The following is a 16,479-nucleotide window of genomic DNA, read 5'->3' on the forward strand; positions in this document are numbered from 1 at the left end:
AAGCGGGGGTATCCGAGCCTGGAAAAGGAGCAGGGCTTAGGACCCTGTCGCGAAGGCGTTCGCAGGTTCAAATCCTGCCCCCCGCATTTTTCGACCGAGCGTCAGCGAGGGAGAAAAATGCGGCAAGATGACGAAGGCCCAGGGGGCCGGAGTCATCGCGGCCGCATCCTTTCGACTCTTTGCATCGGTCGCTGACCGCCACCATTATGCCGCTCCGCGCTCTTCGATTTCACGGAGTCACGCAGAATGGGCCCCTGGGGATTCAACTGGTTCGGCATGTTGCTAGTGATTGTCGGCGTCGCCTTCCTCCTGAGTAACCTCGGATACTTCCCCATCCGTTGGGACCTCATCTGGCCCGTTTTCATCATCATGATCGGCCTCGGGATGCTCTTCGGCGGGCGCCGGCGCATGTGGATGTGGCGGGATTGGGACGAACGGCCGCGCAATCCGCCGCCGCCTTAGGGTCCACACAGCGATATGTTTCAGGGCACCCAAACTTTTATGAGGCGCGCCTTCATCCCCAAGACCCAGCAAGTCACTTCTTCTCGACAAGTCCTGGATGAGAGGAAGCCACTCAATCGTTCGCGCGTGGGGAACGGCGCCGGGCGACGCGACGCCAACAGACCTTATTCCCAGCCGGGTGGGGTCTCGTGGACTCGTTGTCGCTCGTCCACTCGCCCCAAGCCGGCGAGAATGATTGGGTCAAGCACCAGTGGCGACGGACAAGTCGCGGGGTGGGGTCTCGTGGACTCCGCCTTCGGCTACGTCCACTCACCCCTCCCCGCTGGTGGGAAAAGTTGGGGTGACCACCAGCGGGGTGGGGTAGCCAGGAAATCCCGACGGGCTCATAACCCGTAGATCAATGGTTCAAATCCATTCCCCGCTACTGAGCCGAAAGTCGGCGAAGTCAGGGGAATGTGTCGCGTTATCCATTCCCCGCTATCGAGCAACAAGGTTGCGAGATGAGGGGAAGGGCGCCTCAGCGCCATTCCCCGCTACTCAGAACGAAGATGCGCTTTGAACCATGGGCGCCGCTACGAACCATTGTTGTTGAGGGGGCGAGCAGAGAATTTGGACCTCCTTCAGTTCATAGCGAGACCGCGAAACGAATCACGAAGACGCCGGTCCCGGAGCGGAAGTTATAAGTAGATTGACAATTACATACAATTGCTGGCAATTGTATGCCCACCACGATCACAGTCGAACCCGAAGTCAAGGAGGAACTCGATCAAATACGGCCCGAGACTCTGACGTGGGGCCAATTCCTTCATGCGCTCGGTCGCAGCGTAGACCCGGAGCGGTTGGAGCGCGAGTTTCAATCATTCTACGCGGCAGAGTATCAGGAAGCGGCCCGCCTCGCCAAGGAGCGCTACGAAGCCGCCCAGCGGGATCCTGATTCGTTGCTGAGCGCGACCGAAGCACGTAAGCGCGTGCGGGCGCTACGGGGCCGCAAGTGAAGCCTTGGTCAGGCAGTGCCCACTGACGCCGAAAGAACCACGCTACGAGGTCAAGTACACGCAAGAGGCGCTTCCTGAGTTCGCCGAACACGCCGACTATGAGAGGCTCATGAACGAGATCGAGTCCGTCCTCGCCGTCGATCCATTCGATCCGCCAGGCCACCGCAGCGAGAAAGTGGAGGGGTCGCCACCGTTGCGGCGGTATCGGCCACATGCGGACAATGATTCACGGGTGTTCTACGCGGTCGAGGGAAGCGAGGTTTGGATTCTAGGGTTTCATGCACGCAAGACGGCGTATAGGCCGGCGAACTTCAGAGCGGCGTTGGGAAGGTTGAGGCGGGCGGGTGGGGAGTCCCGAGGCTAGAAACAGAGCTGGCACGACCCTTGGATTCTGGTGGAATCGGGAAACTCTTAGGTCCTCCGACGTCATACATACCAGCGCGGTACTGCCATGGCCCACGACGAACCTCCTCGGATAAACTGGCGCCTACTCGGGCCGCAGCGACGCGTTCCATCAACTGCTGCTCAAAGGTCTAGTCAATGCCCGAAAACGTCCCGGCGCATTGTGGGCAAGATGCGTTGTTCCATATGCGGTGGGGGTTTCAGGGGGAAACAAGATTTAGACGATCATGTGCTCGCTTGTCACGTTCGAATCGGACCGCCGGTTCTGGATACCGCGCCTCCCGCAGCCGGTACAGCCATCGCGATTCGAAACGTCACGGATGCCGCCATCCTGAGTCTGTACGAAATAGCTGAAACCCGGGCCGAGCTATCGACCAACGCGGTTCTCGAACGACTCGTCGCAACAATCGAAGGGGGCTGGGCCGTCCCCGTTCCGCTCGGCAAGAAGGTGATTTCAGCGACCATCGATCTTCCCCCCTGCGAAATCTTAGGTGTGACCGCATGCCACCAATTTCGTGCAACTCTAATCTTGGCTGGAGGGCGCGGCCCTGAGGTGACGCGGTCTCGTTCGGATCCTTGGAGCTTGGACGGGGGCTACGCCATAGAGGGCGCGGTAGGGCGCCCAACGCCGGCCGCAAACCAAGCTCCCACGATTCCTGTGGAAACGTTGGGCCGCCTCGCGGAAAGCGGAGTGGTCGCGGCGCCCCTCCCGGACACGCTCCGGTTTCAGTGGCGCGGGGTCGCGTATTCTCCCGAGGTCTACGACGACCCGCCGCCCGAGGTGATGTGGGGCCAGCTGTTGCGGGCAATATCTAGCGGCTGGGCACCGCCGGATACAGCTGGAATCGGGAATGCCGCCGGCAAGATGGAAATCACTCGGTTTCCGACGAATGACGGTCGAAACCAGTACCACTTGCGGGCAACGGTCATTAGGAAAGGAGGAGGTTCCGGCAAGACCCTCTACAGTTTGACCGAACCGTGGGTCCACTGACGAGTGCCGGGCGTGCGCCCAGAATCGAAAGATTGACTTACTACGCCTGGCTTGAAAATGCGGCTTGCCGACGACCAATCCCGAACCACCGCCTCGCGACGCTGATTTGGTCCAGTTGAAGGAACATATGAAGAACCTGCTCTCCAGCTACGGTTCAGGATATGCTACGTCGCCTACCGCAGGTCCCGTGTACCTTGCGGCCATAGACACGACCGCTCAACTGATCGCCGCCGAGACAATCGCAGAAGCCGTCACCAGGGCCGACGAGAACGCGCAGGCGCTCCAGAAGCGGGCCGAACGGGCGACGTGGGTTCTTGCGGTCGCTACAATCGTCCTGGCTGTTTCCACGATCGGGCTCTTCCTAGCGGCGCTCGTGCCACGCGCCTGAAAGTCGCAAGCAGAACGCGTCACAAGAAGCCGTGTTTGTCCGCAACGTTCTTTTCGGGACTCTGCCTTCTCCGAGTTGATGCTTCGCCGGGATCCCAAGGCCAGGCTCGTCACTAAAAGGATTCCCTTTGTCGGAGGAAACTACGCCTACATGTTTGAGTGCGGGAAAATCTTCCGTAAGATATCCAATATCGAAGGCGACAAGATTCTCGAAGACTCGGAACAGCGCGCCGTGCTCGTGGCCAGCTATGAAGGACGAACATGGTGGCTTTTGAAGGGTGCGTTCTTCGTAACGTCAGAACTGCTCACGGCCGACGAAGCCACCGTCCTTATCGTCGAGAGGCTTCTCAAGGCCCAACGCCGCATAGACCGGGCCGCCGCGTATGTGGCTACACAAGGTGAACCGGCCGAAAAACGTGAACCAATCCCGCAAGCCGTCAAGGAGGTCGTGTGGACCCGAGATCATGGTCGATGCGTCCAGTGTGGAAGCCAGGAGCGGATAGAATTCGACCACATCATTCCGCTTTCCAAGGGGGGCGCGAACACGGCCCGTAATCTTCAACTTCTGTGTGAAGGGTGCAACAGGGAGAAAGGAGCCAATATTGCCTAATTCACCACGGTAACGGATGAAACGGGTAGGGAGGTCGGACCAGCGATCCAGCTCAAAGGCATTGATTATTGACAACTTGGCCGGGGCCCATAAGACGAATTCGCTCGGGGTGCGTCGCTTGATCTCGTGACACCTTGTGGTGGCCTCCGGTGGACCGGGCGCGATGCCTTACTATCACGCGGCCGCTGAATAAATCTTGTCGACATACGAGATGCATTGGGGCAAAGGATGCAGCCAACCTCGGAAAAAGAGGGGAAGCCTCCCCCCGAGAAGGGCACCAAATGGAGGGAAGACCGCTCGTCATCCATTCCCCGCTACTGAGCCGAAAGTCGGCGAAGTCAGGGGAATGGCGTAGCCATTCCTCGCAATGCACGACCTGAGCCCAGCGAAGGTCGGGCACGAGATGACGAAAGCCACCGAGGTCGGCGACGGAAATCGCCGAACCGGGCGATTTGTTGTTTATCATCCATTCCCCGCTACTTTCCTTCCCCCCGTGCCCTCCTCTCCACTTCCTCGTCCATCCAATGCGTTATGCTTCGTCTGGCAAGTTGCACGTCCGCCCGCACCGCCTTGACGCCTTGCATCTTCGCGAAGTGGTCGCGCCTCTTGTCTAGTTCCAACATGCTTTCGATCACCCCGCTCACCCTCGAGGCGGGGCCTTCGAAGCTCGAGAACACTAGGCCGGGAAGTTCCTTGAGTTCTCCGTCCACGGCGGAGCGTGCCTTCGTGTCGCCGTACTCGACGCCCATGTGGAACATGACGCCCGAATCGACTTTCAATGGGCCCGTGATGACGCTGAGGATCACTGCGCGTCCTGCCGTGAGCGCGTCCACGCGGCGTCGAAGGGTCCTCTCGGAGAGCCCTATCTCCTCTGCGATCTCGTCGTACGGTCGCCGCGCTCCACGGCGCAGGGCCGCGATTATCTTCCAATCGGTCTCGCTAGGTTCGATCGTCGCGGGCGGGCACGTGACGCTCGCACGGGACGCAGGGGGGCCGGTGATGTTGGCGAGTAGGGCCAGTTGGCGCTCGAAGGCGGCGCCGGACGGGTTGAAGAAGACGACGGCGGGTCCAGCGACGTAGTACTCGAAGAGCCACTTGGCCCCATCGGCCATCATGAGCGCGTCGTGGACTTTCTCCTTGGAAGCGGGATCGGGGCGCGGGAATTCCACTCGCGTCATCAGCCGACCGAGGAGTCCCGGATTCACGACCACCTCCCAACCCTCGATAAGGCCGCTCTCCTGCATCCGAAGGATCCTTGCCCGAACCGTCTCCTCGTCGACTCCCAGATCGCGGGCGATGTCGGCGAAGGATACCCGCACGTTCCACTGGAAGATGTTCGGGTGCCCCAGGGTTCGCATGATCCCGGCGTCGAGCGTGTCCACTTTCACAGGGGCTCGAAGGAAAACCGGCCACGGACCGGATAAGATTGTCGCTTCCCGGGTAATGGCCAGGGGCGGCCTTACGTGAGGGCCGACCCTCGTAGGGTCATGCGCGTTGGTGCCTGGTCCGAGGATTCCCCGCTCGCCGACATGCTCGGCGACGGGAAGGCACGCCGCGCAAAAAAATGGAGAAGACGCGAATGAAACAGGAGACGAGATTTGCCGTGGTCACGCTTGTGTTTGCGATCGTTGGGCTGGCGGTTGGCCCGAACACGCCGATCGGGGAAGCGATCTGGGGGAGTGCCGCTGAAGAGGCGGGCGCCGGGCCCACGGGTAACGAGTTGGCGTTCCTCATAGGCGTCTCGATCGTGCAGGCGATCGCCTTCGGCTTTGGGGTTGCCTTCCTTGCCTTCGGAGCTGGCGTGGTCCGGCAGCTCGGCGGTTCCCCGGGACTCGCGACGGCCGCGCACCTTGCGATTTCGTGGTCCCTCATTTCGTGGGTGCCCCACTCGGCGATGCACATGACGACGGGGCCGGACATGTCGAAACTGATCTTGACCGAATACGTGTTCCACGTGACGTTGATCCTCGGTGGCGCGGTCCTGGCATGGTACTTCTGGTCGCTTTCCAGACTCGACACGACCACAAAGGTGGCGGGGCGAGCGGGTTCCTCGATCGAAGCGTGAGCCGGGCCACGGAGGTCGTCCCCGCAAGCCTCCGACCCCGCTGTCTCCGTGGGGGATCCGAGGCCCCTGAATCTCGCGCCTTCCTCACGGCGGCATCCACATTCGCCAGCGTCAAATATGACGCTGTCGATCGACAAGGCGTGAAGGACTGGTTCGGCCCGCTTGTTAGCTTTTTGTTTTTGACGTCCGGGTGCGTCCAGATGGGGCCAGACAGTCCTTACGAAGGCAGCTCCCCGTCTGGAGACCCGACGGATCGCGGCCCTTCCACGGGTGGACCCGATAACGGCTCAGGCGGGTTCCAGAATGGGTCCAAGAACCTCTCGGGGGGCCTGGGAGACGACGCGTCCGACGCTACGGGCGATGGCAGCGGTTCGACAGACGGCTCCGGCACAGGTGACGCTGGCGCGAACGCCACAGGGGATGACGAAGTCGACCATGGAAACGTGCCGCATGCTGGAAACGCATCCGACGAGGGCAACGTGTCAGGCGGTGGCGGCGGCCCCCGCCTGATTCCGCTAAACGATTTCCGCAACGAACCCGAGATCCCGTCGACACTGGAGCGGGCACGTCTTCCGGATTGCGCCGGTCGCCGGTTCTTGACCACACCGGTCGACCTCGCCGTGCTCATCGACATCACGCCGCGTGGCGAGATATCGCCTCCCGGCCACACGTTCCCCACCGACCACGCGTTCCTTCACCTCTCGCCGGGCGGAGCGACGACGGCGACACAACCGCTTTTCGCGCCCGCCAACGTGACGCTCACCCTCATCACGTTCTCACACGGCATCACGCAAGACCCGGTCGACTACACGCTCTGGTTCGCGCTATGCAAGGACGTGATCGGTTACTACAACCACGTGAAGGAGATCAGCTCCGACTTGCAGAAAATCGTCGACGGCGGCGAATGCATGTTCCAGGGCGAGGAGAAGACGGGCCGTTGCAACATCCGCGCGTTCGAAAACATCACCGACGCGACGACGCTTGGCCGCGTGGGCCGGCTCCAGGGGAACTTCGATTTCGGGCTGTTCGACCTCAGGAGGCCGCTCACGTTCGCTAACGCGTCTCGTTACAGCACCCGGACACTTTTTATCCAGTGCGCTTTCGAGTATTACGACGACGCGACGAGAGATCGTTTCTTCGCCCTGATCGACCGGGACGATGAGGCGCAGTGCGGAAAGACCGACTTCGACCTCATGGGCACGCTTCGTGGCAATTGGTTCCATGAGAACGCGACCGATTCCATTGTCCAGTGGGACCGCCACCTCGCCTTCGTCCCTGACAACGAGGCTCCATCGACTCAAATCGTCTCGATAGCCGGTGTGTTCCGCTCTTTTGCAAAGCTCGAATTCTCACCCGTCCCCACGGGGCTTATAAACCAACGTTTCGAGGATGTGAGGCAGGATGGTCTGGTCCGCTGCTACCACGGACCCGATTACGCGGGAAAGATCCTGGTCGAGCTTCTTGGACCATCGCGGCTACGCATCGAACACAATGATGGTTCCTGCGGTGGATCCGAGACCTTCCAAGCGCCCGCGTTCTACGTTCGGTGAGCGTTTGTGGGGCGGGGCGCACCGTTCACTTCCCCGGGTCGGGGGCCGCGCCGGGTCGCATTTCCAGGTGGAGTCCCTCTTTGGACGGCGTCGTATCCTTGGCCGACGTTTTTTGTCGCGCCCCCAAGAAAACCATTACGGCAGCCAAAGTCAAGACGCTCGCGACGAAGAATGCTGCTCCCGGGAAATGGAAGGGCGCATCGCTTCTTGAGAAAGTCCCGAACAATTCGGCCATGACCAATGGGCCGACTATCGCCGCGAGGCTGAAAAGGCTCGCGTTGGCGCCTTGTAACTCACCTTGCGACGTTGGCGGGATCTCCTTCGACATCATCGCGTTCATGCCTGGCATCACCAACCCTGCGAGAAACCACGTCGAGAGCCAGGCGAACATCATCCACCCGGCGGTCGCGAAAGCGAAACCCATGAATCCGATGGAGCCGGCGATGAGGCCGATGAGGACGGTGCGCCGTTCACCCAAGCGCGGCATGAGCGCCTTGGGAAGCGTCGCCTGGCTCACGGCCATTATCACTCCGACGAACGCCAGCGAGTAGCCGACGAGTGTCACCGACCATTCGAAGCGTTGCATCGTGTAGAATGCCCACGTAGCAGGATACACTTGTCCGGCGAGGGCCCAGAGGAAAAGCGCTGCGGCGAGGCCGAAGACCTGGGGGAACCTACGCAGTTGGATGAGAGCTCCAAGGGGGTTCGCTCTTTTCCAGGAGAAAAGTCGCCGTCTGTCCTTCGGCAGGCTCTCTCTTAGCACCAAGAACCCGAAGGCACAATTGGCAAACGCAAGCGCCGCCGCGGCAAAGAACGGCGCCCGTGTCCCGAACTGGCCGAGGAGCCCACCCAACGCCGGGCCCAGGATGAACCCTATGCCGAAGGCCGCCCCGACCATGCCGAAGTTCTGCGTCCGTTTCTTCGGTGGGCTCGAATCAGCGATGTACGCGTACGCCGTTGTGTAGGCGGCGCCAGGAATCCCGGCGAGGATGCGACCGAGGAACAACCACAAGAGGCTCGGCGCGACACCCATGATGAGGTAGTCGATCCCGAAAGCAAGAAGTGAGACGAGAAGCACGGGCCGCCGTCCGAACCGGTCGCTAAGGTTCCCGAGTACTGGAGCGCAGACGAATTGGACCGCCGCGAAGGAGAAGAAGAGCCAACCCCCGTAGATCGCCGCCTGGCTCAGGCCCTCCCCGGTGAGTTCGAGGATGAGGCCGGGGGTCACCGGGATGATGATGCCGAAGCCGATGGCATCGATGAGGACGGTGAGGACGACGAAGGTGATGGCGGCATTGCCTTCCCCAGGTGGTCTTGAAGCCACGGTCGGGGCGATTGCCTCCCTCGATATAATAGCATCGCGCGGCCCCCCGCGACCTGGGCCGCGTCGCGGGCACAGGGTTTCATCGTCGTCGACCGGCCGTTCAACCGTTCCTATGTCAGCTTCTTGAACTTCCAGACGGCGATCGTCCCGAAGACGGCGATTATCCCGACGCCCCAAAGGACCGTGAACATGGGAGCGCCACCCACCGGGGTCCCGAGCGAGTAGGCCCGCACCGCGTTGGCGGCGAGCGTGATGGGGTTGTTCCCGGCAAAGGCCTGCAACCACGCCGGCATGGACTCGACGGGGACGAAGACGCTGCTTGCGAAGATCACCGGAAACAGCGCCGTGAACCCGGCGGCCTCGGTGGCCTGCGGACTCCGGACGAAGAGCCCTATCGTCGCCGCCACCCATGAGAATGCGAACGCAAGGAGGATCGTGAGCCCGATCGCCGGTGCCACGTCCCCCGGAGCGCCCTGGAAGCGGTAGCCTATGAGGTAACCGACGCCGGCCATGATGAATATCGCGAGCGTGTTCCAGAGCGTGTCCGTGAGGGTGCGCGCCGCGAGGACCGTCGCTCGCGAGATCGGAAGCGATCGGTAGCGGTCCATGATCCCGGTCTGTAGGTCCTCGGCAAGTTTGATCCCCGTGCCCATCGCCCCGAAGACCACTGTCTGGACGACTATTCCGGGGATGAGGAAATTGATGTAATCGCCGTTCGGCGTGTCTATGGCGCCGCCGAAGACATACGCGAAGAGCAACGTGAACATGATCGGTTGAATCACAGTGTAAAGGATGAGCTGGGGGACGCGAACGTAATGGCGGAGGTTGCGTTGCGTCATGAGCAGCGTGTCGGTCACCGGCCAAAACGGGGAGCGGAGAGCGTGCGCGGGAGGACCTTGGGAGGCGCTCACTTCTTCGCCTCGGCTTCCTCTACGCGTTTTCCGGTGAGGCGCAGGAATGCGTCGTCGAGTGTCGGGCGCCTTAGCGTGATGTCGGCGGGTTCCAGGCCCGCGGCGTCAAGCCGTCGGATCGCCTCGGTCATGCTTTTCACGCCGTTTGCCGCCGGCACAACGACTTTGAGCCGCGATCCATCGTTCTCGGCGCCAAGAGCCGAAAGCGCCTTCGCGGCGCCGTCGAAGTCGCCTTCATTCGACATGGTGACCTCGACCACGTCGCCGCCGACCTTTGCCTTCAATTCGCTTGACGTCCCCTCGGCGATGATGAGGCCGTGATCGACGACGGCGATGCGGTCGGCGAGTCGATCGGCCTCTTCAAGGTACTGGGTGGTGAGGAGGATCGTCTTCCCGTCGCGTCGAAGTTGTTCGATGATGTTCCAAAGTGCGAGGCGTGAGCGGGGATCGAGACCGGCCGTGGGCTCGTCCATGAAGAGGATCTGCGGGTCTCCGATGAGGCTCGCCGCAAGGTCGAGACGTCGCCGCATGCCTCCCGAATAGGTCTTCGCCGTACGGTCCGCTGCCTCGACCAGGTCGAAACGCCGGATCAGGTCCTCGGCGCGCTCGCGGGCAAGTTTCGCGTTGACGTGGTAGAGCCTGGCCACGAGGACAAGGTTCTCGCGCCCGGTGAGGTTCTCGTCGACGGCCGCGGCCTGACCGGCGAGTCCTATCACTTCCCGCAACCGTTGTGCGTCGCGAACGACATCGAGGCCGGCCACCGACGCAACACCCGCGTCCGGCGGCAGAAGCGTTGCAAGCACGCGTACAAGCGTGGTCTTTCCCGCCCCGTTGGGTCCGAGGAGGCCGACGATGGTGCCGCGCTCCACGGACAGGTCGACGCCTCGCAGCGCCTCGACCTTTCCAAAGGACTTGTGGATGCCCTTCGCTTCGATGACCGCGGTCATTTGCGTGGTCGCCACCGTGTTCTCCGATAAAAAGGAATCGGAGGGATCGCCGCAACGCATCAGGCGCTTTCAAGTCGATCTTCGTGCGAGAACCTTCGGTACGGTGCCGGTTCACGAATCGGCCGTCGACCGTCCCTTGAGGCGCCGGGCCGTCGAGTGCAGCCAAAGACTCGCTTCCGGGCGAAGCGGTATGAGAAGGAGTGCCGGGAGAAGCGCCACCGTCATATTGAACGCGAAGTGCAAGTAGACGCCGTCGAACCCGCCCATCCCTAGAAGGATACCGCCTTTCGCAAGCGTTCCAGGGCATGGTTCGCAACCGAGCGTCAGGTGCTGGTACATCCGGACCGTGTGCTCGACGACGTGGTAGAGTTGTACCCCCACGCCGACGGCGAAGAGGGGGATCGCGGTCGCGCCGAAGGGCCGCGACCGTAGGACTTGGCGAACGCCGGGCCGCCTGAGAAGCCACCCGACGATGAGGAGCGCGACGAGATACGCGACGTTGAAGATCCAGTGGTTCCACTCGAGGTCGAGAAAGAAGAGTATCCCGTGCGAAGCGGCGGCGGGAAGCCCTTGCACCGCGTGTTGCCACACCTGGGCGAAGTGCTCGACGAGATGGAACGCCTGGACGACGACGGCGATGACCATGATCGCGGTGAGGTTGCGGATCGTGCCGGAGGCGCCGATCATCGGATTGGGTGGTTTCGCGCCGGTTCCCGTCGCGGCCATGTGGGACCAACGGCCTCCCATTTAGAACCGTTTTGCTTTCGTCCCCCACCCACGGCGAGGTGGTGCGTGAGGGCCTTGCCCTTCCTGTCCTGTCGCCCGGGGGTGTTACCTATTCCCAACCGCGCGGCTTGGATCGTCCCCTTCGCCCTTGCGGGCGACCGGCCTGTTGGTGGCCTTGCCCGAACGAAGGACGATTCTCCGGAGGTCTTCCGCCCGGAGGACGCCCCGAGTGGGGCCCGCGCTGTTCCCGACGAGAGTCACTCCCGAATCGCCTCGCCGGAGCGGCGCTGGGTCCGCGCTGCGAGGTGTGGCCAGGATTCGGCCGCTGGCCTCCACCGCGGAAAGTCCGGTGCTCGTTTCCGCCGGGCCCCGGTCGGAACGAACCCGGGCGACCCGGCTCGCTCCGGAACGGAGCCCTGTGCGGCGTGTCCCGTTCGCCCGCCCGGAAGGGCGTTGCGGGCGCTCCCGGTGAGGGGCCGCGGGGTTGGGGACCCTCTTCCGGCAGTTCCCCGAGCGGATACATCTCAAGCCGTAGACCCGCGGCGTGTTCGACGTCGCGTAGATCGCGCTGTTGGTCGGGTTGGACGAAGGTGAATGCCTTTCCGGTCCTTCCCATGCGTCCTGTCCTTCCAGCCCTATGGACGTACACGTCGGGCTCCATCGGGATGTCGTAATTGACGACGTGGCTCACTTCCGGGATGTCGATGCCACGGCTCACGATGTCGGTGGCGACGAGCACTTGGACGTAGCCGGCTCGGAACGATTGCATCGCTCTTTCGCGCTGCGACTGGCTCATGTTGCCCTGGAAGGCGACCGATTCCCAGCCGCCTCGGCTCAAGTGCTCCGCGACGCGGCGCGCGAGGTGCTTGGTCCGGGTGAAGATTATCGTTCGCTCCGGCCTCTCCTTTTCGAGCAAGGCCCTCAAGGCCCGGCCCTTCTGTTCCTTGGAGACGTCTATGCGATAGTGGGTAGCCAGCGGTGACGCCTGCGGCCCTTCCTCGACCCGTACGCCGGCCGGGTTCTGGAGGAACCGGGAGCTTAGCTTCCTGATAGGCTCCGGCAAGGTCGCGCTGAAAAGCGACGTCTGGCGCTTTCTCGGAAGCGATTGCAGGATGCGTTCCACGTCGGGAAGGAAGCCCATGTCGAGCATCCGGTCTGCCTCGTCGAGGACGAGGACCTGGACGCGTTCGAGGTTGATCGTGCGTTGCTTGAGATGGTCCAGCAACCGCCCGGGCGTTGCGACGACCACCATGCTCTCCAGGCGGCGGAGCTTGTCCGCTTGGCCGCTGAAGCCTACGCCGCCGTAGACGGCGAGGATGCGGAGGTTCGCGCCCTTGGCAAGAAGCGTCAATTCGTCCGTGACCTGTATCGCGAGTTCGCGTGTCGGGACGAGGACGAGGGCTTGGACGCCGTTGGTTCGCGTCTTGAGGTGGTGTTCGATGATTGGGATGCCGAAGGCGGCGGTCTTTCCTGTGCCCGTTCTTGCCTGCGCGACGAGGTCGCGGCCTGCAAGAAGAAGCGGGATGGATTGGCCCTGCACGGGGGTCGGGTCCTCGAATCCCATTGCGGCTAGAGCGTTCAACGTGGTCGGACTGAGGTTCAGTTTTTCAAATGTCATTCTATATCTTGTTCCTGTCTTTTGGGACGTGTTCGGCGAAAAACACAAGCGTCGCCGGTCCCGCGCACATCGGTGCGCGTCAGAAGCGAAGCGGATTGTTAGGCGACCACGCTTCGCGGACTTCAGCCCGTTCTCGCATCCCCCCAGATGGGCGGGCGCGTTCCACGGGCATGACTGCGTTCTTACCGGCCACAAGTAGACGAGTCTGGTATTTAGCATCTTGCCCGTTTGGCGGGGAAACGGGCGTGCGTTGGGCGGACGGACGGGACGTGGATCCCTCAAGGCCTCCGTCGCTAGCGTCCTCGACATCGTGGCGATATCTGGGCCCGGATCGACGACGCCGACGCAAGCCCGTGGCTCGTCGCCCTTCTTGAGGGTCAAGAATCTGCCGGCGCGGGTCCGAAGACGATTGTGTGCCGGGCCGGGGGCGGTCTTCGGGTCGGCCCGTGGGACGAATCCGATCTCCTCACGCGCCGACTCCACAGGGGCGATCCCGACGTCTAGCGGGACCCCCGTGGACTTTGATGAGCCGGTTCCCGCGGGAATACGCCTTCCAAGATCCCGCGACGGTGATCCGGAGCGACGCATCCACGCATCCGTTGGGGCTCCACCATGATATGCCTGGCGCACGGACGCATGGTAGAGGTTTTCTCCCCCGGGACTCTTACCCGAACGAGACCATGCCGGCAATCAAGTCAGGGCAAGGGCGCGTGGAAGTGCGAACACCGAACGTACCCGGGTACACCGGCAGGGTGGACGCCGTCAAATACGAAGCGACCCGGAAGCCCCTATTCAAGATAATGCCGCGAAAAGGAGCCGGGATCACCCAGGTCGAGATGATGGCGAAGGTCAAGGCACATCTTCCCGAGAGCCTCTTTCCGAAGGGCGCGAAATCGGAGTGGTGGACCAAACGCGTCCAGCTCGATCTCGAGGCGCGCAAGGTCTTGGCGCACGACCCTGACGCGAAGCCGCTTCGATGGCGCCGCATCAAGTAGGCCGATCGCCGCACGCCCGCGTCCTCCCGGGGTGTGGCTGCGGCGAGGGCCAATCTTTTTCTTCCTACCATCGCATCGTCCCCCGTTGACGGAGTTCGCGTGGCCAACGGGGTTTCCTCGTATACCTACGGACAAATGGATCGCGACGCCCATAGACCGGCTTGCACTGGAATACGATGCCGTTGGAGGGCACGGATGGTACGCGAACCTCGACCACACGCTCGCGGAACTCAATGGTTTCCTCGAAGATGGCGACATACTCATCGACTACTCTGGGGGGACCGGCATCTTGATCGACCGTCTCTTGAAACGATTGCCCCAGGTGCGCTTCGGAGTCATCAACGTCGACGCCTCGCCCAAGTTCCTGCGGTTGAGCCTTGAGAAGTTCCGCGATGAGCCGCGCGTGGCATTGCGGCTCCTTCGCTACATCCGGGAAGAGGAACGCATCCAACATCTTGACGAGGTCCTCGAGGGGCCCGTGCGCGGCCGCGGCGTCGACGCGATCGTCTGCGCGAACGCCATCCACCTCTACTACGAGCTCGCTCCTACGCTAAGGTCGTGGGCGGGGATCCTCAACGGCGATGGCCGGATCTTCATCCAATCGGGCAACATCCGCCACCACGCCCTGGCCTCTTCGACCATGATAATCGATGACAGCGTGTCCGCCGTGAACGAGGCCGCCGCCGAGATAGTCGCTGAGGACGAGCGCTTCAAGGTGTACCGGGCGAGCCTTTCCGACCAAGCCAGGATGAAAAGCTACGAGACGTTCAGGGAACGCATCTTCCTTCCCCCGAGGCCCGTGGAATCCTACGTCGATTCGTTGCGATCGGCGGGTCTCGAGGTGCTCGGGCTCCACACTAGCGGGATCGACGTCGACGTGGCGGAATGGACGAGGTTCCTTCAAGTCTACCATGAGGGCGTCCTTGGCTGGGTCGGCGGCGTCGAGCGCATCGAAGGGCGACCGATCCCGCCAGAAGCGGTGACCGCAAGGCTCGAATTGATTTCCCTTGCGATGGCGAGGGCGTTCTCCGGGCGGGCCCGTTTCCCGGCCCTCTGGACCTACCTCACATGCGGCAAGACCCCCCATTGACGCCCGCTATCTACGGCGCGATATCGCCCGGTGACTCCGGCTCGGGAAGCAACACGCTTCTTGGAGGCTCGGTCGGCGCTCAACGACAGGCCGCCGGCATCAACACCCATATCGTCCTCGTGGACCCGTCGGAGATCGCGAAGGACATGGGCGCTCTGATGATCGGGACGCGCTCGACTGTCGTGACGGCGAGCCTCGCCAATGGACAACTCGTCCCATGCCCGGCGCCAGCGCCGGGATTACCGTGACACCAGCCTGATGCGGTCACGCGGCAAGGGATTCGGCCCATAGACCGGTACGCGCCCAGCAGGCCGGAATCTGACTTTGAGGGTGGGCAAGGGGCCGGGGTAGCGCCAACCCCGACTCTTCTTCTTACCTTGAGAGCAGGTCGGCGATGAGCGCCGGGTCCGCGTTTCCCCCACTCACGACGCACGCGACCGGCTCCGCAAGCTTCCCCTTGTGCTTCAAGGCCGCTGCGAGCGACGAAGCTCCCGCCGGTTCCGGCATCACATGGCACTCCTTCATCAACTGTCTCATGGCGTTCTTTATCTCGTCGTCCGTAACCACGAGTGCCGCCGTGAGGTTCTCCTTGAACAAGGGAAGCATGTAGTCAAATACCATGGAAGCGGCGATGCCGTCGGCGATGGTCTTCGGCGCCCCAACATGCTCCGCTTGGCCGGTGGAGAGCGATATCGGGAGGGGTGCTGCGCCTTCCGCCTGCACGCCGTAGATCTCCACACCCGGCCTTTTCGCGTGTATCGCGTAGGCGATGCCGTTCACGAGGCCGCCGCCGCCGACAGGGACGATGACGGTCCGTACGTCGGGAAGGTCTTCAAGGATCTCAAGGCCGGTCGTTCCTTGGCCCGCGATGATGTGCTTGTCGGCGAACGGGTGGATGTAGGTCATGCCGAGTCTCTCCATCCGGTCGTCGGTCATGGATTGCATTATCTCCTCGTGGGGGCGGCGGATGATCTTAGCACCCATCGCCTCCATGGACTTGACCTTCCGCTCCACCGCCTTATCTGGGACGTAGACCGTGCAGGACGCGCCGAGCTTCTGCGCCGACCACGCGACGGCCTGACCGTGATTACCCGCCGACACGGTCACGAAGCCACGCTTCAACTCGTCCTTCGTCGCCCGGCTCATGCGGTTCCAAGCACCACGGAGCTTGAAACTGCCAGTGCGCTGGAGGCATTCGAGTTTCACGTATGCCTTGCCATCGTCATGCCGGGAAGCGGGCAGAAGCGGTGTCCGCCACGCGACGCCTTCGATGCGTTTTCGGGCGTCCTCGATGTCTGCGAGGCTTACGCGGAGGTCTTCGGCGCGTGGCATGCACTTGCGAGGCATCGTGCGCTATTAACTGTTTTCGAGCGGCGGAAAAGGCCATTAGCCGTGTCCCCCATCCA

General features: G+C 62.4%; 17 protein-coding genes and 2 tRNA genes. 12 read left to right on the plus strand and 7 right to left on the minus strand.

The window, feature by feature from the left end:
• Positions 1 to 2 precede the first annotated feature (2 nt).
• The 7 genes from HY556_09820 (at position 3) to HY556_09850 (ending at position 3,847) form a co-directional block, all read left to right on the plus strand.
• A tRNA-Leu gene (locus HY556_09820) sits at positions 3 to 86 on the plus strand.
• Positions 87 to 246: 160 nt separating this feature from the next.
• A complete protein-coding gene (locus HY556_09825; GenBank protein ID MBI4394076.1) occupies positions 247 to 462 on the plus strand; it encodes a hypothetical protein in 216 nt (71 codons plus the stop codon).
• 349 nt (positions 463 to 811) lie between these two features.
• A tRNA-Met gene (locus HY556_09830) sits at positions 812 to 886 on the plus strand.
• A gap of 295 nt (positions 887 to 1,181) precedes the next feature.
• Entirely contained in the window at positions 1,182 to 1,457 is a 276-nt protein-coding gene (locus tag HY556_09835; GenBank protein ID MBI4394077.1) for a hypothetical protein, read from the plus strand.
• A gap of 4 nt (positions 1,458 to 1,461) precedes the next feature.
• Positions 1,462 to 1,821: a hypothetical protein gene (locus HY556_09840; GenBank protein MBI4394078.1), complete on the plus strand. Its 360-nt coding sequence runs from the start codon at positions 1,462 to 1,464 to the stop codon at positions 1,819 to 1,821.
• A 1,144-nt stretch (positions 1,822 to 2,965) separates the two neighbouring features.
• Complete coding sequence (locus HY556_09845; GenBank protein MBI4394079.1) at positions 2,966 to 3,238, plus strand: hypothetical protein; 273 nt, start codon at positions 2,966 to 2,968, stop codon at positions 3,236 to 3,238.
• A gap of 78 nt (positions 3,239 to 3,316) precedes the next feature.
• Positions 3,317 to 3,847 (plus strand): HNH endonuclease, encoded by a 531-nt coding sequence (locus HY556_09850; GenBank protein ID MBI4394080.1) that lies wholly within the window; start codon positions 3,317 to 3,319, stop codon positions 3,845 to 3,847.
• A gap of 476 nt (positions 3,848 to 4,323) precedes the next feature.
• On the opposite strand, the gene HY556_09855 is transcribed toward HY556_09850, so the two are convergent.
• Positions 4,324 to 5,235, minus strand: coding sequence for an AsnC family transcriptional regulator (locus tag HY556_09855; GenBank protein MBI4394081.1), 912 nt, complete (start codon positions 5,233 to 5,235; stop codon positions 4,324 to 4,326).
• A gap of 191 nt (positions 5,236 to 5,426) precedes the next feature.
• Here HY556_09855 and HY556_09860 point away from each other — a divergent pair, with 191 nt between their 5' ends.
• Positions 5,427 to 5,912, plus strand: a complete 486-nt coding sequence (locus HY556_09860; protein MBI4394082.1) for a hypothetical protein — start codon at positions 5,427 to 5,429, stop codon at positions 5,910 to 5,912.
• Positions 5,913 to 6,112: 200 nt separating this feature from the next.
• Complete coding sequence (locus tag HY556_09865; protein ID MBI4394083.1) at positions 6,113 to 7,462, plus strand: hypothetical protein; 1,350 nt, start codon at positions 6,113 to 6,115, stop codon at positions 7,460 to 7,462.
• Between the two features lie 25 nt (positions 7,463 to 7,487).
• Here HY556_09865 and HY556_09870 read toward each other — a convergent pair whose 3' ends face one another.
• The 5 genes from HY556_09870 to HY556_09890 form a co-directional block, all read right to left on the minus strand.
• Positions 7,488 to 8,750, minus strand: a complete 1,263-nt coding sequence (locus HY556_09870) for a TCR/Tet family MFS transporter (GenBank protein MBI4394084.1) — start codon at positions 8,748 to 8,750, stop codon at positions 7,488 to 7,490.
• A gap of 146 nt (positions 8,751 to 8,896) precedes the next feature.
• Positions 8,897 to 9,697 (minus strand): ABC transporter permease, encoded by an 801-nt coding sequence (locus HY556_09875; protein ID MBI4394085.1) that lies wholly within the window; start codon positions 9,695 to 9,697, stop codon positions 8,897 to 8,899.
• A complete protein-coding gene (locus tag HY556_09880) occupies positions 9,694 to 10,644 on the minus strand; it encodes an ATP-binding cassette domain-containing protein (GenBank protein ID MBI4394086.1) in 951 nt (316 codons plus the stop codon). The genes HY556_09875 and HY556_09880 overlap by 4 nt, the downstream gene beginning before the upstream one ends.
• Positions 10,645 to 10,755: 111 nt before the next feature.
• Entirely contained in the window at positions 10,756 to 11,370 is a 615-nt protein-coding gene (locus HY556_09885) for a hypothetical protein (GenBank protein ID MBI4394087.1), read from the minus strand.
• A 109-nt stretch (positions 11,371 to 11,479) separates the two neighbouring features.
• Positions 11,480 to 12,988 carry a DEAD/DEAH box helicase gene (locus HY556_09890; GenBank protein ID MBI4394088.1) on the minus strand — a complete coding sequence of 503 codons (1,509 nt, stop codon included), beginning with the start codon at positions 12,986 to 12,988 and terminating at the stop codon, positions 11,480 to 11,482.
• Between the two features lie 710 nt (positions 12,989 to 13,698).
• On the opposite strand from HY556_09890, the gene HY556_09895 reads away from it, so the two are divergent.
• The 3 genes from HY556_09895 (at position 13,699) to HY556_09905 (ending at position 15,321) form a co-directional block, all read left to right on the plus strand.
• A complete protein-coding gene (locus HY556_09895; protein ID MBI4394089.1) occupies positions 13,699 to 13,983 on the plus strand; it encodes a hypothetical protein in 285 nt (94 codons plus the stop codon).
• Between the two features lie 85 nt (positions 13,984 to 14,068).
• Positions 14,069 to 15,073: a class I SAM-dependent methyltransferase gene (locus HY556_09900; protein ID MBI4394090.1), complete on the plus strand. Its 1,005-nt coding sequence runs from the start codon at positions 14,069 to 14,071 to the stop codon at positions 15,071 to 15,073.
• Positions 15,070 to 15,321, plus strand: coding sequence for a hypothetical protein (locus tag HY556_09905; GenBank protein ID MBI4394091.1), 252 nt, complete (start codon positions 15,070 to 15,072; stop codon positions 15,319 to 15,321). The genes HY556_09900 and HY556_09905 overlap by 4 nt, the downstream gene beginning before the upstream one ends.
• Before the next feature lie 124 nt (positions 15,322 to 15,445).
• Here the strand turns inward: HY556_09905 and HY556_09910 are convergent, their stop codons facing one another.
• Entirely contained in the window at positions 15,446 to 16,405 is a 960-nt protein-coding gene (locus HY556_09910; GenBank protein MBI4394092.1) for a threonine/serine dehydratase, read from the minus strand.
• Positions 16,406 to 16,479 lie beyond the last annotated feature (74 nt).

The sequence above is a fragment of the Euryarchaeota archaeon genome (assembly GCA_016207515.1).
In the GTDB taxonomy this organism is placed as follows: Archaea; Thermoplasmatota; SW-10-69-26; order JACQPN01; family JACQPN01; genus JACQPN01.